Below are 22,004 nucleotides of genomic sequence, written 5' to 3'. Positions count from 1 at the left end.
TCACATATACATAGAAGAAAAGGCATTGCTTTCCAACACCTTTTCTCCTATCACTATATCATAAGCCTGTTTTATAATATACTACTATTATTTTGTTAACTCTTTCGTTAACGATACATCATTCTTTTCTTTCATTTCACGCTCAAGCTTTGCAATCTTCATATCAAATGTGTCACGTTCATGCTCCTCGTTCATACGAGTTTCTAAGTCGCGAATATGATCTTCAATTTCTTCAAAGCGTAAGAATGGATTATTTTCATCCATTTTATGCATCGCAGTATTCATACGACGATTTGCATGTGCCATATTTTCACGTGCCATTAATTCCATACGTTTTGCGTGCATTTCTTTTAATTTATTTTTCATTTCAGAAAGACGACGCTCTAGCTCATCAATTTGTTCTACAACACCTGCATACATTTCTTCTAATCGAGTTACTTGCCCTTCATAATAAGCTACTTCTTCTAATGCACGCTCATGTAGTTGTAATTCGCCTGCTTCTTGAGCGATGATCGCTTGCTTAGATCTTTTATTCACGAAATAACGTGCTTGCTCAAGCTCACGAGCAAAGTTAGATTTTAATGTTTTATGACGCTGAATTAACTTCTCAATTTTTGTTATTTCACGCTCACTATCACGTAAATATTGGTTTAACATAGCAATTGGGTTTTTTCTTTCTTTCTCATCTAACACATTATGAAAATCTGCTAAAATTGCATCGCGTACACGTCCGAATAAAGATTGTTTCATTATAATCTTCCTCTCTTCTACTTTATAAATTTGATTTGATTGATTTTATATTAGTTTTTCATTAACTTGTTCCACTCATCTTCAAAGTTACTATATGGTTTAGAACTTTCTGGAGCAGAATCAACAACTACATCTTTTTCTTTTTTCCACTCACGGTATCCGTAGTATAAAACTACTAATGCTGCAATACCGATTAATGCTGGGGAATGCGAAAGGGCGATGGACAAGCCGATCAAACCAACAATACCCCAAGCTAACTTTCCAAAAAATGATTGTGCTCGCACAAATGATTTATAGCTCCAATACACAACTCCTGCTCCGATTGCGAATCCTACAATACCAGCAAGACTACCAAGAGCAATTAAAGCTAAAATACCAGCCGCGATAAACGCTAGAAATTGTTTCATCTTGTGCTTGCCTCCCTTCGATTTGATACTCTTATCTTAACTATTTTTTCTTTTTTCCATAACGAGCTTAAGAACCGTTTTTAACTCAGACTTAAGACCGAGTTGCATTCAGCCTTTTGTAAAAACATACGGTAGCATAGGATCATTCACTCTTTTCCCGCACATAAAAAGCCGTACAGAGAACATTCTCTGTACGGCTTTCGTTACTTTTCATACACTTCATTTTCATTATGCTGTTTTATGATACTCTTTCTTTTCCGCTACTTTAGAAAACCTCGGAAAACCAATTAATATAGAAATGATTCCACATACTCCAACTAAGATTGGATAAAACGCATATGGTAACAGTTCAATTGGAGATAACGCCGCAAATCCTGCTGCTGTTAACATTTGCGCACCATACGGAATCAATCCTTGCACACAGCACGAGAAAAGATCTAATACACTCGCTGATTTACGAGGATCAATTTCATATTGATCTGCAATGTTTTTCGCAAGCGGACCTGTAAAGATAATAGAAATTGTATTATTCGCTGTACACATATTCGTCATGCCTACTAAACCAGCGATACCGAACTCTGCTCCTTTTTTTGAACGAATGTTACGCGTTAAAATATTCATTAAATATTGAATGCCACCATTATATTGAATCAATTCGACCATACCGCCAATTAAAATAGCAAGTAATACTAACTCCATCATACCGCCCATTCCAGTCGTTACACTTTTAAAGAAACTCTCTAACGTATAACTTCCATCTAAAAGACCGATAACCCCAGATAGTACAGTTCCACCGGTTAACACGATAAGTACATTCCAACCAAGTAGCGCTGTAATAAGTACTCCTGCATACGGTAAAATTTTTATCCAGTCAAAGCTATGCGTTTTAATCTGCGTATCGCTTCCTAAAGTAATGATTACTAATAGTACAATTGTAATAATAGCTGCTGGTAATACAATTAAAAAGTTCGTTTTAAACTTATCTTTCATTTCTGTTCCTTGTGAACGTACAGCTGCGATTGTTGTATCTGAAATAAATGATAAATTATCACCAAACATCGCTCCGCCAACAACAGTAGCCATCGTAAGTGCAATTGAGATATCAGTTTGCCCACTAATACCTACAGCAATTGGTGCTAATGCAGCAATTGTTCCCATTGAAGTTCCCATCGCTAATGAAATAAATGCTCCTATAACGAAAATGCCAGCTACGATAAATCCTTGTGGTAAAATTGATAAAGCTAAGTTAACTGTAGAATCAACGCCACCCATCCCTTTTGCTGTTTCAGAAAATGCTCCTGCCAGTACAAAAATCAGAACCATAATCATAATGTCTGGGTTCCCTGCACCTTTAGCAAATCGTTCCACTTTTACATGAAAACTTTCTTTACGATTCATTGCTAAAGCGACTCCTACAGCAATTGAAATTGCTACAAGTATCGGCAATTTATAGAAATCACCTGTAATAATTCCAGAACCAATAAATAGCGCCAAAAATATCCCAAGTGGTAATAATGCCAAACCATTTCCTCTCGTTTCTTTCAAAGTACCATCTCTCCCTAGTTTCAACCTTTTTCTAATGAATAACAAAAGACCTCTTCCAACGAGAAGAGGTCTTATACATCTATAAGAAACGCTCTTCTCATCTTTCAAGCATATGCTTGCTGGATTTGGCACAGCACTCTGAAATCGAGTCCGCTGCCGAGGCATCGTAGGGCCAGTCCCTCCGCCTCTCTTTATAAGAAGGTTTCATATTTATTTTTTAATAATAATTTCTTCCCTAACTTTACTCGCTTACAAAACAAAAGTCAATTATTTTTTGTATAGATTTTTTTGGTAATTATACAAAAATTTGAATACAATAATCATTTTAACTTTTCGATTTCTTCTTCCAATATTGAAATCCAATAAAATTCACTATTTTTTATTGCAGCTATGATCCATTTCGTAGTGTACCAAGCTAACTCATACTCTTCTTTTGTAACATCGCCACTTTTATAAGCATCCTCTAGCTCATCTTCATCGAGTACATACATTTTACCATTCGGTAATAACACTACATCTAAATATAAATCATCAAAATATGGTAAGCCACGGTCATCTATTTCATATTCTTTCGCCACATCGATATAATATTGCACTAATTTTTTCTGATCATCTAACATAGCTGTAATCGCAAAGTTTTTACCATCTATGAAATATTGAATCCACGTATACTGATTACCAGCAATACAAAGTTCCTTACCATCATATGCTTTAAAACTAGGTTCTCTCACCTTTTTTATTTCCAGTATTCCTAGCATTCCCTCTTCTATTTGCTTAACAGTATAATCCCTCTCTATTAGTCGCTTCCACGAAGAACCGTCACCATATTTACGTTTCATTTCGTCTGCTCCCCTTCTATATAGAAAAGCCCCCACATATTATGTGAGAGCTTGTTCAAATTATAATTAAGCTGCTTGCTTATTAGAAATTTCTTTCAAGTAGGCTTTTCCTTTTTCAGCGTCATACTGACCTTCCCACTTAGACATAACTACAGCTGCTAAAGAGTTACCTACAACGTTAACTGCTGTACGGGCCATATCTAAAATACGGTCAATACCAGCGATAAAGGCTAAACCTTCAGCTGGAATACCTACTGTACCAAGTGTCGCTAATAATACAACGAATGATACGCCAGGTACACCCGCAATACCTTTTGATGTAAGCATTAATACAAGTAATAATGTAATTTGTTGTGTAATAGATAAATCAATACCATACATTTGTGCTAAGAAAATAGCCGCAATTGCTTGATATAAAGTTGATCCATCTAAGTTAAATGAATAACCTGTCGGAATAACGAAAGATGTAATTGCTTTCGGACAACCAAACTTCTCCATTTTCTCCATGATTTTCGGTAAAACCGTTTCTGAACTTGCTGTAGAGTACGCTAAGATCAGTTCATCTTTTAAAATCTTAAAGAATTGGAAAATGTTAATTCCAAATATTTTCGCTGTAATTCCTAATACGACTACAACGAAGAAAATCATTGCTCCGTATACTACAATTAATAATTTCCCTAATGGAATTAATGAAGAAAGACCAAATGTAGAAACTGTAACTCCAATTAACGCAAATACACCAAATGGTGCAAATTTCATAACTTGGTTTGTTACGTAAAACATTGCATCAGCTACACCTTGGAAAAATTGAAGAACCGGTCTTCCTCTTTCACCAATTGCCGCTACACCTAAACCAAATAATACAGAGAAGAAGATAATAGCAAGCATATCTCCGTCAGCTAATGACTTTACAATGTTTGTTGGAACAATATTTACAAATGTATCTGCAAATGAGTGACTTTGTACTTGCTCTGTCGTATGTGTATATTTCGAAATATCTGTCTTTGTTAACTGCTCCATATTTACGCCTTTTCCTGGTTGGAAAATATTCGCAATTAATAGACCGACAATAATTGCAATTGTTGTAATAATTTCAAAGTAAATAATTGTTTTTCCGCCTAGTCGACCTAATTTTTTAACATCGCCAACACCAGCAACCCCAACAACAATACTCGCTACAACAATCGGTACAACGATCATTTTAATTAATCGGATAAAAATATCACCAATTGGTTGTAAATAGCTCACCACTGCCGGATTGCCAAAGAAAATCGCCCCAACTGCAATACCTAGCGTAAGACCAATTAATATTTGCCATGCAAGTCCTATTCTTTTCATATTTGTTGTAACCCCCTCTTCGATGTGTCACTCTATCTCTCATTCTATCTATCTCTATAAAACTTGAAATTAAGAGTATTACATATTATTCGACAATTCACTACATTTTGTCCCTGTTAAAAATCATAAATCAAAATTTAAAATCTGACAACAAAATAACTTTGCCCGAACACAAATAATTTTCTTGACAAAAATAAAACCCATGTCAGAAAACCTAACATGAGAACGATTCCTTACCAGTGTTTTATTGAATATATAACTAATATTTCACTACATAAAACAAATTCACTTTTCCCTTTATTTTACAAGGAAACTCTAAAAACAAACCTTTGTTACACAAATATAAAAAATGAATCTACAGTGAAATTTATCGTTAAAAAATGATAAATTCCGACAAAACTTAGTAATTTTATAAAATTTTCTTTACATTATGGTTACAACGATAGACACTCTTCTTCTTATGATATATAACATTCATAGGGAAAGGAGCCAGACAACCATGAAAAAGAAATTTGTAGCGTTCAGCGTTTTAGCAGCAGGAACGATTTTTGCTTCCCCGTTACTTTCACCCGCATACGCTGAAACGAATCAAGATAAATTATCTAATATTCAATCTGAATTAGAAGGAAAACAAAATGACTTACAAAATAAATCAGCCGAGAAAGAACAAATAGAAAAAGAAATTCAAGAATTACAAAAGAAAATCGACGATTTAACTACTTCTATTAATAAAAACGAAGCTGAATTAAACGATACAAAAAAAGAAATTAGTAAAACACAACAAATAATTACTGAAAAAAAGAAACATATAGAGCAATTACAAACAAACATAGATACACGTCAGGAAGTTATTAAGCAACGACTGCAATCTATGCAAGAAAAACCTCGCACAAATATCATTACGGAAGTATTAACAAATTCTGCAAACATTGCTGATCTTGTTGATAATATGTACTCTGTCAGTTTAATTTTAAACAACGATACTGATATTGTGAAAAAACAAACAACTGACCAAGATGCTGTGACGAAAGAAAAAGAGGCTGTTGAGAAAAAAGAGCAACAACTGAAAGAATCCGAGCAAAAATTAGAACAAAAACAACAAGAATTACAAAATAACCAACAACAGCAACAAACTCTTATTAGCGATCTACATACGAAAGTGGCAAAAGTAGATTCAGAGATTGAAGGATTAGAAGAATCTAAAGGCATTTTAGAAAATCAGCGTCAAGCTGTTCAAAAGGCAATTGAAGAAGAAAAACGCGCAGAAGAAGCTCGTAAAGCTGAGGAAGCTCGCAAGGCGGAAGAAGCTCGTAAACAAGCTGCTACATCTGCTCAAACAGCTCAAGCGGCCCCAACACCACACGATACAAACATCGGAGGATTTATTAAACCAGCAGCTGGATCAAAAACTTCTGGTTTTGGCGTGCGCTCTATTGATAACCATAAAGGAATCGATATCGCTGCTTCAGGAACTGTTCCAATTATTGCCGCTGCAGATGGCGTTGTTATTCGCTCAGAATTATCATCTAGTTACGGAAATGTTGTGTACTTATCTCACCGTATTAACGGAAAAACATATACAACAGTATATGCTCATATGAGTAGCCGTTCTGTATCGAATGGACAAACTGTAAAACAAGGAACTCAACTTGGATTTATGGGGAATACCGGCCAATCATACGGACAACATTTACACTTTGAACTTCATCTTGGAGAATGGAATGTCGGTAAGACAAACGCAGTTGATCCATCTCCTTATATCGGATTATAAAAAAACTCGGTGCATACCGAGTTTTTTTATTTCCCCTTCACACACTATAGGCATTCCACATAGACTACAACTAAATGCCTATAGTTTACGGGGTGAATTATATGAATACACAATTACAACAAGAAATACAAGAAGCTAGAGAGACTTTTATTGGCCGGATATTTACATTTGGTGGCTCAGTTTTATTTTTAATCGGATCATTCCTCGCAGTCGTCACAGCCTATAAAGCATATAATCGTTTATTAAATACACCTACAACATAATAAAAAGACGGAGAAATCTCCGTCTTTTTATTATGCAAACATTTTAAATACGCCTATCACATTTAAAAATACAATAATTACAGTTACTGGAATAACATAACGAAGTAAGAAGAACCAAATATTAAATAATGTTTTCCCTTTCGTTTCCGTAACTTCTAATTCTTTCATTAACATTTCTTTACTCATTTTATTTGGTACGAATAGCGAAATAGCTAGTACCCCTAACGGCAGCAATACGTTACTTACTGAGAAGTCGACTAAGTCAAAGAATGTTTTCCCAAATATTTTCACATCACTCATAATTCCAAACGATAGAGCTGACGGAATTCCAACTGCAAAAATAAGAATACCAATTAATAACGATGCTGACGGACGCTTTTTCTCGTTATCTTTCGCAACAGATGCTACTACAATTTCAAGCATGGAAATCGCAGATGTTAACGTTGCAAAGAAAAATAACACCAAAAACATAATGAAGAAAAATTGTCCAAATGGTATTTTCGCAAATACTGCTGGAAGGACGATAAATAGTAACCCCGGTCCTTCAGTCGGCTTAACACCTAATGCGAAAATCGCCGGAAAAATCGCTAATCCTGCAAGTACTGTAATAAAAACAGTTAAACTTACAATAGATGTTGCTGATTTCGCTAAATGTTCTTCTTTCTTCAAATAAGAACTATACGTGACCATTACTGAGGCCCCAACTGTTAGCGAGAAGAATGATTGTCCCATCGCGTATAAAATCGTATCTGCTGTCAGTTTTGAAAAATCTGGTTTTAAGAAGAACTCTACCCCAGCAAAAGCACCATCCAGTGTTAACGCACGAACAATAATTGCAATAAACAAAATAAATAATAGCGGCATCATATACTTACTTGCTTTTTCTATCCCTTTCTCTACACCTTTACTTACAACAAAAATCGTACAAAGCATAAAGACAAATTGCGCTCCAATCGCGCTTACTGGATTTGAAATCGTCTCACCGAATAATTGCCCATAATCAGTCACTCCATTCCAGAAGCTTCCTGTCACACTATAGTATAAGTAAAGTAAAATCCATCCACCTACAACACTATAAAAAGATAGTACACTAAAACAAGTAACAACTCCCATGCGACCAATCCAAGGATATACCTTGCTATTTGGCACTAATACTTTATACGCTGTAACTGCCTCTTTTTGCGTACTACGCCCAATAACAAATTCAGCTAAAAGGAGTGGCATACCTATAAATAAAGTTAATAGTAAAAATACAAGGAAGAATGCGCCTCCCCCGCCATTACCTGCAACATATGGAAATTTCCATATTGCACCAAGACCTACTGCGGCTCCGGCTGCTGCGAGTACAAAGCCTATTTTCGACGTCCATTGCTGTGTTTCTTTCATCATAAATTCTCCTTTTCTGAATATTTAAACTTTTGTTAATTATACACTTTCATTTCATACTCGCACACCTCCTTTAGAAAATAAAAAAGTCCCCTACACGCAAATATGCATGTAGAGGACGATATATGTAATGTTAATACCGTGGTACCACCTCAATTGGATTGATAAATCCCACTTGTTCAAGTACAGGAAAAACTCCGATACTCTATCCTTTTAACGGCGGAACCCGGGTTGCCTACTACAATGTTCAACATACCTCTCGCAAGCCCATTCTGTATATTTTATCGTACCGGGCTCACACCTTACCCCAGCTCTCTGAACGTATCAAATATACATACTCTTCTTGCTCATCGATTTCATCTATTGAAGTTACTTGTGATTATAAATTATATTCTTATAGTTGTAAAGTACAATTTATTTATTATCCTATATGAACTCTTCTCTCTAATTCTTGTAAAAACAATTCTCTTTTTTGTTCATTTTGAACATATATCGACTTCAATACCTCTTGCAACAATATATTTCTCTCTCTTTTCTCTATTTGTAATTCTTTCACCTTTATTCTAACTTCGTATAAAAAATCAAGATACGATTCATACGTCTCATCATATTTATTTGCGATATCATCTCGAATTTTTTTTGCAAGTTTCGGACTCGCTCCTCCAGTAGAAACGGCTATATTAAGTAGCCCACGATGAAACGCCGCCGGAAAATGAACATTTCCACTTTCCGGATTCGTAATAACATTTACCAGCTGATTTTCTGCCGTATCTTCAGCAACCTTTTCATTCAATACGGCATCACTACTCGCTGCTACAACTAAAAAAGCACCATTAATATCACTTTTTTCATACTCCCTTTGATACCAACGAATTTTCTTTTCTTCTACAAGTTTCACTAAATTTGCATCCAATTCAGGACTTACCACAACTATATCTGCACCTTGTTTGAGTAAAGGAATAATTTTGAATCCCGCGACTTTCCCTCCACCAATGACAACAACACGTTTCTTCTCAACTCGCACTGTAAGTGGATACATATTGATCTCCCTTCAATAATTTCTTCGTTTTCTGAATTAACATATACTGAAACGCTTCATTCTTCCCTAAATATGGACTTATTTTTATCTCATCTAGCTCATATTGGCGTACTTCTTTTTCAATATGCTTCATAAGCAAACCTGTAAATAACAAGTAAGGCAGTACAACGATATTCTTTTCTTTTCGTTCTACAACTTCCTTTAACTTCTCCTCAAATTTTGGCTCTGCAGCTGCTAAATAACAAACTTCTACTTTCTTAATCTTCTCTTCCATTTGAAATAAAGAAGCAATCCAGTTTATATCTCTTAATACTTCAGGATCGCTACTCCCTCTTGCAACGAGAAGCAACGTCACTTCATTCTTATCTTCCTGTTCAATACCACTTCCGCTATACACCGATTTAACAAGTGTTTCTGATACACCAAACGGATTACCATAGGTCACTTTAACATTCAAAAATTGATTAGTTAACTTTTCCAATTCAAACGGGATATCTTTCTTCACATGACCTGCCGCTAATAAAAAAACGGGAATAACAATAATCTCTGTAGCACCACGCTTCACACATGTACGGAACCCTTCATCAATAGTTGGACTCGCTAACTCTAAAAAACAAATTTCTTGAATACTTGCCTCTACATGGTTCATACATGAAGTAATAAATGCAACCGCTTCTTCTTTCGCTGCTTTCAAGCGACTTCCATGACATATATATAAGATGGCTTTCATTTTATAACACTCCACTTACTTGATACGTACTTTCTGTCTGTTTCTCAAACCAATGGATTTTTTCTCTAAAACGGACGACTTCTCCAATTACAATCATGCTCGGATTTTGAATTTGTTCTTTTTTCGCAACATCTACAATTGTTCCTAACGTCCCAACAACTGTGCGCTGCATAGATGTCGTTCCCCGCTCAATAATAGCAGCAGGCGTACTTTTATCTTTTCCATGCTTTATCAGTTGCTCACATATGTAGGGTAAATTGCTAACCCCCATATATACAGCTAACGTCTCTACACCTTTCGCTAAATTTTCCCACTTCACTTCCTCTTCAGCATCTTCTTTTCTATGCCCTGTCACAATAGCAAAACTTGCACTTGCATCACGATGTGTCACTGGAATACCAGCATAAGCAGGAGCAGCTATTCCAGCTGAAATACCAGGAACGATTTCAAACGGTACACCTTGCTTTGCTAACGCTTCAGCTTCTTCTCCTCCTCTACCAAATACAAATGGATCCCCACCTTTTAGCCTCGTTACAACTTTTCCTTTTTTCGCATATTTAATAAGAAACGTGTTAATTGTCTCTTGCTTCATCGTGTGATAATTTGGTAGTTTTCCGCAATAAATTAAATCCGCTTCAGGCTTTGCATAAGAAAGCAATTCTTTATTCACGAGACGGTCGTATAAAATAACATCTGCTTTCTCAATGCATTTCAATCCTTTTACAGTAATTAAATCTGGATCACCAGGGCCCGCTCCAACGATATATACTTTTCCCATCATCTCTCCTCATTTCTACTATTAAAGTGAAACTTCCATCCTTATATAGGAATGGAAGTTTTCATTTCTTCATATTTCAATGTTCCTTACTCATGAATAACAAAGGCTGCGCTTTTTCGAATCTTCTTTTTTTCAAATAAAGCAATCTCCTTTACTTCTGGTAACGGTAAAAAATGTTTTTCAAGCTCAATCTCCGCCATCTTAAATGCCTGTTCTTCACTTTCAGCAACAACAACAATCGGAACAATGCTATTCACTAATACCGCTTCAAATCGATATAAATCCATATTGCCCCTCCTAAGACGCTATTACTTCTTCTAACACGTTATTTAACACTGTTTGTAATGTCTCTACACCAACACGGCCTACAAAATCATAAAACGTTTCAGCTGGTAATTTATTTTCTTTGAAATAACTTATAAATGATGCGAGTACATCAGGTAGATCCTCGCCATCTATTTTTCCTTTTAACTTTTGATTATAAGCACCACCATCTAACAACGTTCCACCTACATATATTTCAAATGCTTCAACAATTCCTTTTTCCTTCGTTTTCATTTTTACACCTTGTAATCCAATGTCAGCAATTTGACGTTGACCACATGAATTCGGGCATCCTACCATATGAATACGAACCGGAACATCGAGTGCAATTTGTGTATCTAAGTATTCGGCAATTTTTCGTAATCTTTCTTTCGTTTCTACTAATGCAAGATTGCAATATTCAATACCAGTACAAGAAACCGCGTGACCAATAAACGATTTCGGATTTGCTGATATCGCTTCAAACAACGGCTCATTTAGCAAGCCAGTTACATTTTCTGGCGGAACATTCGGAATAATGAAGTTTTGTGAATTACATGTACGAATTTGTCCATTTCCATATTGTTTAGCAATTCTTGCAATCTCAAACATTTCTTCTGCATGTAGGCGTCCTACTGGCACATTAAAACCTACATATTTTAGTCCATCTTGTTTTTGGTCTTGGACACCATAAAAGTATCCCGCATTCCAGCCTTTAAGAGCACTTTCTCCTTTACTTTGTAATGGTCCTGTATATTCTATTAGTTTCTCTTTAAACTTCTCTGCTCCCCAGTCTGCAACAAGAAATTTCAAACGAGCTAAATGACGTTTTTCACGATATCCAAAATCACGGAATATCGTAGCAATCGCAATTGCTACCGCCTTCACTTCTTCTGGTAAAACGAATACATCTAATTCATCAGCTAAATACGGACGGGCTGATAACCCACCGCCTACTTTTATATGAAAACCAACTTTTTTCTCACCATCTATTTCTTTCGTTGCAGGTGTAAATGCAACACAGTTAATCTCTGCGTTTGCTGAATTATAAATGTTAGAACTAATAGACATTTTAAATTTACGCGGTAAGTTAGAAAACTCTTCATTATGTTGGAAATAATCATATACCTCTTTTACAATGCCAGTTGTATCAAATAGTTCATTTGCATCAATACCAGCAAGTGGATTCCCCGTAATATTACGCGTTATATCACCACACGCCCCAGCTGAAGATAACCCAACCCTTGCTAATCTTTTAAAAATATCTGGAATTTGATGAATTTCTAACCAATGAAACTGAATTGCCTGTCTTGTCGTAATATCTATTACGTCACGCCCATAATCCTCAGCGATAGAAGCAAGCACTTCTGCCTGTGCATTCGTAATAATGCCAGAAGGAATATTTACACGCATCATAAAATAACCAGCTTCTTTCGGTCTTTGTAAATACAACCCTGCCCATTTGAATGCGTCCCACTCTTCTTTCGGAATAGATTCGAAGCCATTCTCTGCATAGTAAGGAATATCATTAAAGATTTCCAATCCATCTTTTTTTAATTTATTTTTCTCAGTTTGATTTAATTTTTCATTGTTAGCCCATACTTTTTCATAACTCATTTTTTATCCCCCTATATAAAACTACGCTCTTGTAAGTACTTCACGATTTGTTCTGCACATTCTTCAATAGAATACTTGTGCGTTTCTACAATTAATTCCGCTTTCTCTGGTTCCTCATACGGTGAATCGATACCTGTAAAGTCTTTAATATCACCTTTTCTTGCTTTTTTATAAAGTCCTTTCGGATCACGTTTCTCACACTCTTCAATTGGACATTTTACAAACACTTCTATAAATTCATCTGCAGCTAATAGATCTCTAACTTGTTTTCGGTCTACTCGAAACGGTGAAATAAACGCTGTAAGAACAACAGTCCCTTGATCTACAAATAGCTTCGCTACTTCGCCAATTCGTCTTATATTTTCCATACGATCACTTTCAGAGAAACCTAAATCTTTATTTAAACCGTGACGTATATTATCTCCATCAAGTACATAGTTTCCAATATTCTTTTCAAATAGTTTACGAGCAACCGCGTTCGCTACTGTAGATTTACCCGAAGCTGATAAACCAGTAAACCAAATGACAAAACTATGATGCCCATTCTTCACTCTTCTCTCATCTTTTGAAACAGAAGCTGTATGCCAAGTAATATTCGTATCCATCTCATTCTCTCCCTATTCTGTTACTACTTCTTTTTTCAATCCTTTAATTAGTACCTCTACTACCTCTTTACGACTAAATGTACTTGGTGGAACCTCACCGTTTCTTAATAGTTCTCTTACTTTCGTACCAGATAAGATGACATGATCCTCTTTTCCATGCGGGCATGTTTTCGTTGAAGCCATCGCTTCACATTTCGTGCAGTAAAAACTATGCTCAAAAAATAACGGTGTAATCCCTAACTCTTCCACTGTAAAGTTTGTAAAAATCTCTTGCGCTTCATAAGTACCGTAATAATCTCCTACTCCTGCATGATCGCGCCCTACAATAAAGTGGGTGCATCCAAAATTCTTTCTGACTAATGCATGGAATATCGCTTCCCTCGGTCCTGCGTAACGCATTGCTGCAGGAAATACACTTAAAAAGACACGATCTTTCGGATAATAGTTTTGAAGTAATACTTCATAACTTTCCATTCTTACATCAGCAGGAATATCGTCCGACTTCGTTTCCCCAACGAGCGGATTTAAAAAGAGACCATCTACAATTTCAAGAGCAGATTTTTGAATATATTCATGAGCACGATGTACCGGATTTCTCGTCTGGAATCCAACTACTGTTTTCCAACCACGTTTTTTAAATTCCTCTCTCGTTTCAATTGGATCTAAATGATAAGAAGGAAACGGATTATTTTCAAAACGTTTCGTCAGAACAATAGCTCCTCCGACGTAAACGTTCGGTCTTTCGTATAATTTTTTCACTCCAGGATGAGTCTCATCCGTCGTTTTATACACTAGTAACGCTTCTTTTTCCTTATCAGGCACAAAAATATCTTCTATTTGAATGACACCATATACATTTTCACCGTTAACAAGTTTTACTTCCTCTCCAACTTTTAGCGTCTCTGCTACCTCTTCTGTTACTGGTAATGTAATGGGTATACTCCAAACACTTCCATTACCTAAACGAAGCGTTTCTACAACCGAATCATAATCTTTCTTTCCTAAAAAACCAGTAAGCGGGCTATATCCCCCTGTCGCTAATAGTTCTAAATCACTTAACGCAATGTTATCTAGCCCAATTTCTTTTTCAATTTGTGATACATCGTATGTCTCGTCTATTCGATTTATTAACTCGTTTCTTGTACTCATTTTCTATACCCTCTCTTAGCTTTATTTTCAAATTCACCTTATTGGTAATGAAGACCACACTCAGTTTTTACTTTCCCGGCCCATCTACCATCTCTCGAATCGCCACCCTCTCCTACAGGTAACGTACATTTCTCACACCCAATACTTGGATATCCAATGTCATGTAATGGGTTATACGGCAAACTATGTTTGTATACATATCGCCATACCTCTTTCCACGTCCAATGAATGAGCGGACAAACTTTAATAGATCGAAAGCGATGATCTTGATTTATAAACTTTGTATGCTTACGGGTTTCTGATTGTTCCCTCCTCAGTCCCGATATCCACGCTTTTTCATTCGCTAATGATTCTTCTAAAGGCAAAATTTTTCTAATCTTACAACAGAGATTAGGATTGCTTTCCCATAGCTTGTCACCATGCAATCCGGCTTGTTCATCAAGTGTAAGTTCTGGCTGTTTTTCTATAATATTTAATGAAGGAAATCGTTCCCGCACTTTTTGAATTAATTCATACGTTTCTTGAAAATGTACGTTAGTATCTAAAAATACAACTTTAGCAGATGGATTTACTTGGTTAATAAGGTGCAGCAGTACCATCCCTTCCACTCCGAAGCTACATGCGTATACAATTTCACTTTTATATTCTTTATAAGCCCAACTTAATACAGATAACGCGCCTTTCGTTTCATCTTCTTCTGAAAATGAAACATCATTTTCTTCCCACGTTTCATACGTCAACATGTTTTTTCCCCCTGTAAAAGCAAAAAGACGGTTTTAACCTAATGAAATAGGTTAAAACCGCCTCTAGTTTTTCTAGTCAGCGCTTTTTACTTTAAACGTACTTTTTCACTTTTCTCTAGTTGAATGACTTTTCCATCTTGCACAACAATTGTAATTGAACCATATTTCATATCAGCAAGCATCGCTTCAATTTTCTCAGATACTTCCTCAAAATGTTCCCGTACGCTCACGCGAACAGCCCCCCTTTTTATTCATAAAAAAAATCTTTCCCATTTCGAAAAGACTGTTCGGTAATATATTTTACCTTATCTTTCAAAATGGATTCCATTTTGCTGGATTTAGCACCTTGCTTTCTATAAGCAGGTTGCCGAGCTTCGCCGGGCCAGTTCCCTCCGCTTCTCTTGATAAGCTTTGTATTTGTATTTTATCACAATTCTGATTTTTTTCAATCCTAGTTTTCCGATATATTTTAATTATTTTATTTTATAAAAAAGGAATTGCCCATCCGAACAACTCCTTTTTCCTCATTTAAACAAGTTCTTTTATACGTATGCGATCGTTCCCAATAATATTTTCATATGTTTCGCGCTCTACAACAATTTGTGATGTACCACCTTTCGCGAAAACGACAGCTGGTCTACGAATCCGATTATAATTATTCGCCATCGAGTACCCGTATGCCCCTGTACAAGAAATTGCTAGTAAATCCGCAGAAGCAACTTTCGGTAGATTAATATCCCAAATTAACATATCTCCACTCTCGCAGCATTTCCCTGCAATCGAAACAACTTCCTCGTTCTCATCATTCCCTCGATTCGCTAACATCGCTTCATAACGAGCGTTATATAAAGCAGGTCTTAAGTTATCAGTCATCCCACCATCCACTGATACATATTTCCGAATACCAGGAATGTCTTTCACAGATCCGACTGTATAAAGTGTCGTTCCGGCATCACCTACAATACTACGGCCTGGTTCAACCCATATTTCTGGCAATGGATAATTACATAACGTAAATTGTTCTCTCACCGCACTTGTTACAGCTCGCACATACGTCTCAAGAGTTAATGGTGTATCGGACTCTGTGTAGCGTATTCCGAATCCTCCCCCTACATTTAGCACTTTTACTACATAATTTGTTCGCTCTCTCACTTTTTCTAAAAATTGATGAAGAACTTCAATCGCTCGTACAAAGCCGGCTGTTTCAAATATTTGTGATCCGATATGTGAATGAATTCCTAACACGTTATAATTTGATTTTTGTAAAGCAAGCTCAATTGCTTGCATCGCTTGACCATTTGACACGCCAAATCCAAATTTTGAATCATCTTGACCTGTTGTAATATATTCATGTGTGTGCGCCTCTACTCCGGGCGTTACACGAATTAATATGTTCACAAATTTCCCATGTTGCACTGCTAAATCATGCAAAATTTCTAATTCTAAGAAGTTATCTACGACAAAACAACCAATATTCGCCTGAAGAGCCATCACAATTTCTTCATCTGTTTTGTTATTGCCATGAAAATGAATGCGCGATGCCGGAAATCCTGCTTGTAGTGCAGTATATAATTCTCCTCCAGAAACAACATCTAATGACATATTCTCTTCACGAGCTACTCGGCACATCTCCATGCACAAGAACGCCTTGCTTGCATATGCTACTTGATAAGAGAACCCACTTTCTTTAAAAGCACGATGAAACGCGCGGCACTTTCCTCGAATTGACTCTTCATCGTATACATAAAGTGGTGTTCCGTATTGTTTTGCTAGCTGCGTCGTATCGCACCCTCCAATTTCTAAGTGTCCTTGCCCATTGATTCGGCTTGTGCCGTGTAAATACATTTGAATTCCTCCCTTATTTCCTCTAAAACTCATAACCCCAATCTTCTATTCATTGCAGCACGCTTTTAGATAGACAAAAAACGCGCGGAACAATGTTCACACGCGTTTCTTATTAGGAAAAATATATATTGAAAAAATAAACGAGTTGTTATCTCCTCAAAATAAGAAACCGCATCAACATCTCCAAATAGCTCTCCATAAAATAAATCTTATGACAGTACTACATTTATTCAATGCAGTCCCAATATATGAATAAGATGGTTATTCTTATATTTCGGCAATAGTCCCTTTCAACCTATGATCACAGATTCCATTAAATCTCCCATAGCTTACTCTTTCCTATCGCGGCCTCTACCTTTGAGAGTAGATGAGGTAAGTCTATTTAATTTTCAAACATCTAATTGTTGCTATTAACAATACCAAAGGACCATTTTATTTGTCAAACAATTTTTTATATTGCTTTTTTACAGTTTAGTTTCGTATCGTTTGGTAAGCGCTTTACTGAAACCTTTGTCACTTCCCATTCGCCTTCTTCGTTATTAAATGTAATCGTTACCTTCTCAAATGGTGGCGCAATTTTCCCTGCAACACGTTCATACTTCGTTACTTCAATAACTGCTTGAAATAAATATGTACCGCTATACACTTTTTTTAAACTAATAATTTTCGGACATTGATAAGGCTTCAAGCTCCCATATTGTTTTTCAATTGCTTTATTTATTTTCGGAAATAGGACAGAATAAAGGGCATCTTCCATAAGAGGTGCATCATATTGAGCTACCGACACACTTGGTGAAGCAAAAAGTATAACACTACTGCATACTATAAAATATAATAATTTTCGCATTATAACCTCCGTATTGTTACACGATTCTTTCCGCGCACGATAATAATCATACATAGAAACTCCATTTTATTGTCTCCTACTGCCCTTTTTCTACTCAATTATTATAAAAAAGTCCACAACTCTCTTTTATTTTCGTATAATGATACTCATAGTATAATAAACATAATAATAAAGGACTGTTCGTATATATAAAATGAGGCGCTAATCAAATCGGCCCACAAGAACCGTCATGCTTTTTAGGAGAGGAGTATATTATGCTACAACGTCTGTTTCCAAAACTGCGATTCGCACTCGTTGCAGTCGTTTTATTATGGATAAAAACATATATTGTGTACAAGCTAGCGTTTGATATTAAAATTGATAATTTCTTTGAAGAATTTATGCTTTTTATTAATCCACTAGCTGCGTTACTTTTATTTTTCGGTTTTGCTTTATTTGCATCTAAACACCGAAATCGCATTATAGTTGGAATTAGTTTTATACTGTCATTCATTTTATTTGGAAATGCAATGTTTTATGGGTTTTATAACGATTTCGTTACGTTCCCAGTATTATTTCAAACAAATAATATGGCTGATTTAGGGACGAGTATAAAAGAACTCTTTACGTATAAAACATTACTGTTATTCGCAGATGCGATCATCTTAATGTTTCTTTCGCGTAAATTCCCATCATTTTGCGACAAGACGCCGCTTTCTCGCTCTGAGAAGAGAACTTTCTTTAGCGGTGTAACTGCTCTATTAGCACTACAAATTGTTGTTTCCGTTATTTATAAACCACAAATGTTCTCACGCTCGTTTGACCGTCAAACTGTCGTGAAAAATTTAGGTTTATACACATATCATCTATTTGATATTACACTTCAATCTAAATCTTCAGCTGAACGTGTATTTGCAAGTGGGGACGGGTTCTCTGAAATTAAAAACTATACAGATTCAAAAGATAAACAAGTTGACAAAAATTTATTTGGAGCTGCAAAAGGCAAAAATGTTATTTTAATTTCAATGGAATCTACACAAAGTTTTGTTATTAATAAAAAAATAAATGGAAAAGAAATTACTCCATTTTTAAATGAATTTATTAAAGATAGCTTTTATTTCGATAACTTCTATCATCAAACAGGGCAAGGTAAAACTTCTGATGCTGAATTTATCGTTGAAAATTCACTTTATCCGTTAGACCGCGGTTCTGTATTCTTTACTCATGCAACAAATGAATATACAGCTACACCAGAACAATTAAAGAAATACGGATATTCTTCTGCTGTCTTCCATTCAAACGATAAAACGTTTTGGAATCGTGATGTAATGTATCCTGCACTTGGATATGATCGTTACTTTAATTTAAATGATTACGTAGGCACAGAACAAATGTCTGTCGGTTGGGGGTTAAAAGATAAAGAGTTCTTTGAACAATCTATTCCAAAGCTAAAATCTTTACCACAGCCATTCTATACAAAATTCATTACTTTAACAAACCATTTTCCATTTCTTCTAAATCCAGAAGATCAATATGTTGATGAGTTTAATTCAGAAAGTGGTGTTGTAAACCGTTACTTCCCAACTGTTCGTTACACAGATGAAGCTCTTAAACAATTTATTAAACAATTAAAAGAAGAAGGACTGTATGATAATTCCGTTATTGTCATTTATGGAGATCATTACGGTATTTCTGAAAACCATAACGCAGCTATGGCTCAGTTCCTTGGGAAAGACGCTATTACACCGTTTGATTCTATGCAATTACAACGCGTCCCTCTCATCATTCACGTGCCTGGTCAAGAAGGAAAAGTCATTTCTAAAGTGTCTGGTCAAATTGATATTAAACCAACGCTACTTCATTTACTTGGTATTAAAACAAATCAATCAGTTGAATTTGGAACTGACCTATTTATTAAAGAAAAAGACCCTCTTATGGTAATGCGTGATGGTAGCTTCGTTTCGGAAGATTATGTGTATACAAAAAACATGTGCTATAAACGAAACACAGGTGAAGAAGCAGACATCTCATTATGTCAACCGAATATTGAAAAAGCAAAAACAGAATTGAAACTTTCCGACAAACTCATTTATGGAGATTTGTTACGTTTCGATCCTAACAATCGGTATAAAACTGGAACTATGACAACGAACTTTGAATAATACACGAAGCAACTTTATAAAAGTTGCTTCTTTTTTCACTTATTTTTCAAATCATTCTTCTATGAAATCTTTCACAAATTGGGAATTTCTTTCGTATGAGGAAGAAATTTATGGTATGATAAAATAAGTAAACTTTCATACACTAATTAAGAATTTATTACAGAAAGCAAGGGATCAGATTTTGTATAGAGCAGCTATTCCAAACTTATTTACGCTCGGAAATTTATATAGTGGATTCTTGTCAATCGGCTATGCATCTTTAGGATATTATAAATCAGCTGCTATTTTAGTACTTATCGGGATGATGTTAGATAGTCTTGATGGGCGTGTTGCTCGTTTATTACGCGTTGATTCACAAATGGGAAAAGAGCTTGACTCGCTTGCAGATGTCGTAACATTTGGTGCAGCACCTGCTGTTCTCATGTATTACACATCTTTCTCTAATTATGGAATCATCGGACTATACATAGCGGGGCTATTCCCTCTTTTCGGAGCATATCGTTTAGCACGATTTAATGTAACACCATCTTCTACTTCAATGAAATATTTCACTGGGGTACCGATTACAGCAGCGGGAGGGCTTGTTGCTTTCTTAACATTATTTTCACATACTATTCCAAAAATCGTTCTTATTACAGTATTTGTAACGTTCGCATTTTTAATGGTAAGCCGCATTCGTATCCCAAGTTTAAAAGATGTACCAATTCCACGATATAGCATCATTATTACACTATTTTTAGTGGGAATCATTATTACAATGTACCAAACAGGGTTCGGTAATTTTTCTGTTTTCTTATTCATTGCTATTCCACTATATATTTTGTACATGCTATCTCAATTCCTTAGACAAAGACCATCAAAAAGAGCAAATAAAGAAAAATAAAGAAACCTTCCGATTCCGGAAGGTTTCTTTTTATTTTGTAACGAATACTTTTTGATTGACAGGTGTTACAGGTTCTTCGCCATTTAATACAGCTAAAATATTTCTTACCGCCGTTTCGGCCATCGCATCACGCGTTTCGAATGTTGCATTTCCTACGTGAGGAGCAAGTACCACATTCTTTAATCCTTTTAGCTCTTCAGTAATTTTCGGCTCAAATTCAAACACGTCAAGAGCTGCCCCTTCAATTTCATTCGTTTTTAAAGCATGAGCAAGTGCCGCTTCATGCATAATTGGTCCACGTGAAGCATTTATAATATACGCTGTTTTCTTCATCATTTTGAACTGTTCCTCATCAATCATATGATGCAATTTCGGATTATACGCACAGTTAATTGTAATAAAGTCTGCTGTTTGTAATAATCCTTCCAATGTTACATATGTTGCTTCTAGTTCACTTTCAGCCTCAGGCTTTCGATTTGGTCCTGTATATAAAACATTCATTCCAAACGCTTTTGCACGCTTTGCAACTGCCTTTCCGATTTCTCCAAGGCCGATAATTCCAATTGTCTTACCATGTACTTCGCGGCCTAAGAAAAATAATGGAGCCCATCCGTTAAATCCAGTTGTACGGCATAGCGTATCACCTTCAGGAATTCTACGTGCAGCTGCTAAAAGAAGTGCAAATGTTAATTCCGCTGTCGCTTCCGTTGATACTTTCGGTGTATTCGTTACCGCAATCCCTTTTTCTCCGGCATATGAGTAATCAATATTATCGTAACCAGCACCGTAGTTTGCAACAATCTTTAAATTAGGTGCCGCATCAATCACTTCTTTTGTCACCTTTGTAGAAAGTAAGCTTAACAATGCGTCTTTATCTTTTACACGTTCTGTTAATTCATCTAAAGAAATTAACTCCTCTTTATCATACATTTCTACATCATGATCTTTTAATAGTTCTAATCCGATTTCGGGAATTTTTCCTGCTACTAATATTTTTGCCACTATACTAACACCTCTTCTATACA

Annotated in this window: 22 protein-coding genes, 3 riboswitches and 1 other annotated feature; of the genes, 4 read left to right on the top strand and 18 right to left on the bottom strand. The window is 35.8% G+C overall.

Translation table 11 applies throughout. The features are described from left to right. Positions 1-87 precede the first annotated feature (87 nt). From MR079_RS10500 to gltP, 5 genes are all read right to left on the bottom strand, one after another. The gene (locus MR079_RS10500; protein WP_000814138.1) at positions 88-750 is read right to left on the bottom strand and encodes a PspA/IM30 family protein; all 663 of its coding nucleotides are present in this window, start codon (positions 748-750) and stop codon (positions 88-90) included. Between the two features lie 50 nt (positions 751-800). Beyond that, positions 801-1,157, bottom strand: a complete 357-nt coding sequence (locus tag MR079_RS10495) for a lmo0954 family membrane protein (RefSeq protein WP_000808648.1) — start codon at positions 1,155-1,157, stop codon at positions 801-803. A 228-nt stretch (positions 1,158-1,385) separates the two neighbouring features. Continuing rightward, a complete protein-coding gene (locus tag MR079_RS10490) occupies positions 1,386-2,702 on the bottom strand; it encodes a Na+/H+ antiporter NhaC family protein (RefSeq protein WP_000665478.1) in 1,317 nt (438 codons plus the stop codon). A gap of 94 nt (positions 2,703-2,796) precedes the next feature. Further along, positions 2,797-2,902: riboswitch (SAM riboswitch) on the bottom strand. Positions 2,903-3,022: 120 nt separating this feature from the next. Continuing rightward, the gene (locus MR079_RS10485) at positions 3,023-3,541 is read right to left on the bottom strand and encodes a ribonuclease FAU-1 family protein (RefSeq protein WP_049111552.1); all 519 of its coding nucleotides are present in this window, start codon (positions 3,539-3,541) and stop codon (positions 3,023-3,025) included. A gap of 66 nt (positions 3,542-3,607) precedes the next feature. Next, a complete protein-coding gene (gltP, locus tag MR079_RS10480) occupies positions 3,608-4,879 on the bottom strand; it encodes a glutamate/aspartate:proton symporter GltP (protein WP_049111554.1) in 1,272 nt (423 codons plus the stop codon). Positions 4,880-5,378: 499 nt separating this feature from the next. On the opposite strand from gltP, the gene MR079_RS10475 reads away from it, so the two are divergent. Together MR079_RS10475 and MR079_RS10470 are read left to right on the top strand one after the other, a co-directional pair. Further along, positions 5,379-6,650 (top strand): murein hydrolase activator EnvC family protein, encoded by a 1,272-nt coding sequence (locus MR079_RS10475; RefSeq protein ID WP_049111555.1) that lies wholly within the window; start codon positions 5,379-5,381, stop codon positions 6,648-6,650. Between the two features lie 101 nt (positions 6,651-6,751). After that, complete coding sequence (locus MR079_RS10470) at positions 6,752-6,913, top strand: hypothetical protein (RefSeq protein ID WP_001095994.1); 162 nt, start codon at positions 6,752-6,754, stop codon at positions 6,911-6,913. Between the two features lie 30 nt (positions 6,914-6,943). Here MR079_RS10470 and MR079_RS10465 read toward each other — a convergent pair whose 3' ends face one another. The 12 genes from MR079_RS10465 to MR079_RS10410 all read right to left on the bottom strand — a co-directional run bounded on the left by MR079_RS10465 (position 6,944) and on the right by MR079_RS10410 (position 18,009). Further along, positions 6,944-8,299 (bottom strand): sodium-dependent transporter, encoded by a 1,356-nt coding sequence (locus MR079_RS10465; protein WP_016716991.1) that lies wholly within the window; start codon positions 8,297-8,299, stop codon positions 6,944-6,946. A gap of 111 nt (positions 8,300-8,410) precedes the next feature. Continuing rightward, positions 8,411-8,659, bottom strand: a binding site (T-box leader). A gap of 61 nt (positions 8,660-8,720) precedes the next feature. After that, complete coding sequence (locus tag MR079_RS10460) at positions 8,721-9,338, bottom strand: NAD(P)-binding protein (protein WP_000283349.1); 618 nt, start codon at positions 9,336-9,338, stop codon at positions 8,721-8,723. After that, entirely contained in the window at positions 9,313-10,068 is a 756-nt protein-coding gene (locus MR079_RS10455; protein WP_139869705.1) for a sirohydrochlorin chelatase, read from the bottom strand. Before MR079_RS10455 ends, MR079_RS10460 begins: the two co-directional genes overlap by 26 nt. A 1-nt stretch (position 10,069) precedes the next feature. Then, positions 10,070-10,846, bottom strand: coding sequence for a uroporphyrinogen-III C-methyltransferase (cobA, locus tag MR079_RS10450; RefSeq protein ID WP_000521273.1), 777 nt, complete (start codon positions 10,844-10,846; stop codon positions 10,070-10,072). Between the two features lie 86 nt (positions 10,847-10,932). Then, complete coding sequence (locus tag MR079_RS10445; RefSeq protein ID WP_000366912.1) at positions 10,933-11,133, bottom strand: DUF3906 family protein; 201 nt, start codon at positions 11,131-11,133, stop codon at positions 10,933-10,935. Between the two features lie 10 nt (positions 11,134-11,143). Beyond that, on the bottom strand, positions 11,144-12,766 hold the full coding sequence (locus MR079_RS10440) for a nitrite/sulfite reductase (protein ID WP_242293978.1): 1,623 nt from the start codon (positions 12,764-12,766) through the stop codon (positions 11,144-11,146). A gap of 11 nt (positions 12,767-12,777) precedes the next feature. Beyond that, on the bottom strand, positions 12,778-13,371 hold the full coding sequence (gene cysC, locus MR079_RS10435; protein WP_139869707.1) for an adenylyl-sulfate kinase: 594 nt from the start codon (positions 13,369-13,371) through the stop codon (positions 12,778-12,780). Between the two features lie 12 nt (positions 13,372-13,383). Continuing rightward, a complete protein-coding gene (sat, locus tag MR079_RS10430) occupies positions 13,384-14,520 on the bottom strand; it encodes a sulfate adenylyltransferase (RefSeq protein ID WP_242293977.1) in 1,137 nt (378 codons plus the stop codon). 38 nt (positions 14,521-14,558) lie between these two features. After that, positions 14,559-15,263: a phosphoadenylyl-sulfate reductase gene (gene cysH / locus MR079_RS10425; protein WP_139869709.1), complete on the bottom strand. Its 705-nt coding sequence runs from the start codon at positions 15,261-15,263 to the stop codon at positions 14,559-14,561. An 86-nt stretch (positions 15,264-15,349) separates the two neighbouring features. Further along, positions 15,350-15,493, bottom strand: a complete 144-nt coding sequence (locus MR079_RS10420) for a YezD family protein (protein WP_000116161.1) — start codon at positions 15,491-15,493, stop codon at positions 15,350-15,352. Positions 15,494-15,565: 72 nt separating this feature from the next. Beyond that, positions 15,566-15,674, bottom strand: a riboswitch (SAM riboswitch). A 117-nt stretch (positions 15,675-15,791) separates the two neighbouring features. Then, complete coding sequence (gene lysA, locus MR079_RS10415) at positions 15,792-17,108, bottom strand: diaminopimelate decarboxylase (protein ID WP_139869710.1); 1,317 nt, start codon at positions 17,106-17,108, stop codon at positions 15,792-15,794. A gap of 180 nt (positions 17,109-17,288) precedes the next feature. Then, a riboswitch (Lysine riboswitch) is annotated at positions 17,289-17,470 on the bottom strand. 89 nt (positions 17,471-17,559) lie between these two features. Continuing rightward, positions 17,560-18,009, bottom strand: coding sequence for a DUF3888 domain-containing protein (locus MR079_RS10410; protein WP_061183989.1), 450 nt, complete (start codon positions 18,007-18,009; stop codon positions 17,560-17,562). 200 nt (positions 18,010-18,209) lie between these two features. On the opposite strand from MR079_RS10410, the gene MR079_RS10405 reads away from it, so the two are divergent. Further along, entirely contained in the window at positions 18,210-20,096 is a 1,887-nt protein-coding gene (locus MR079_RS10405; RefSeq protein WP_139869711.1) for an LTA synthase family protein, read from the top strand. 181 nt (positions 20,097-20,277) lie between these two features. After that, positions 20,278-20,979: a CDP-diacylglycerol--serine O-phosphatidyltransferase gene (pssA, locus tag MR079_RS10400; protein ID WP_000285422.1), complete on the top strand. Its 702-nt coding sequence runs from the start codon at positions 20,278-20,280 to the stop codon at positions 20,977-20,979. Between the two features lie 30 nt (positions 20,980-21,009). Here the strand turns inward: pssA and MR079_RS10395 are convergent, their stop codons facing one another. Next, complete coding sequence (locus MR079_RS10395) at positions 21,010-21,981, bottom strand: 2-hydroxyacid dehydrogenase family protein (RefSeq protein ID WP_240795831.1); 972 nt, start codon at positions 21,979-21,981, stop codon at positions 21,010-21,012. Between the last annotated feature and the right edge of the window lie 23 nt (positions 21,982-22,004).

Origin of the sequence: Bacillus cereus group sp. BfR-BA-01381, from assembly GCF_022663555.1 — a bacterium.
Lineage (GTDB): Bacteria > Bacillota > Bacilli > Bacillales > Bacillaceae_G > Bacillus_A > Bacillus_A pacificus.
This window is presented reverse-complemented; position numbering and strand designations above follow the sequence as displayed.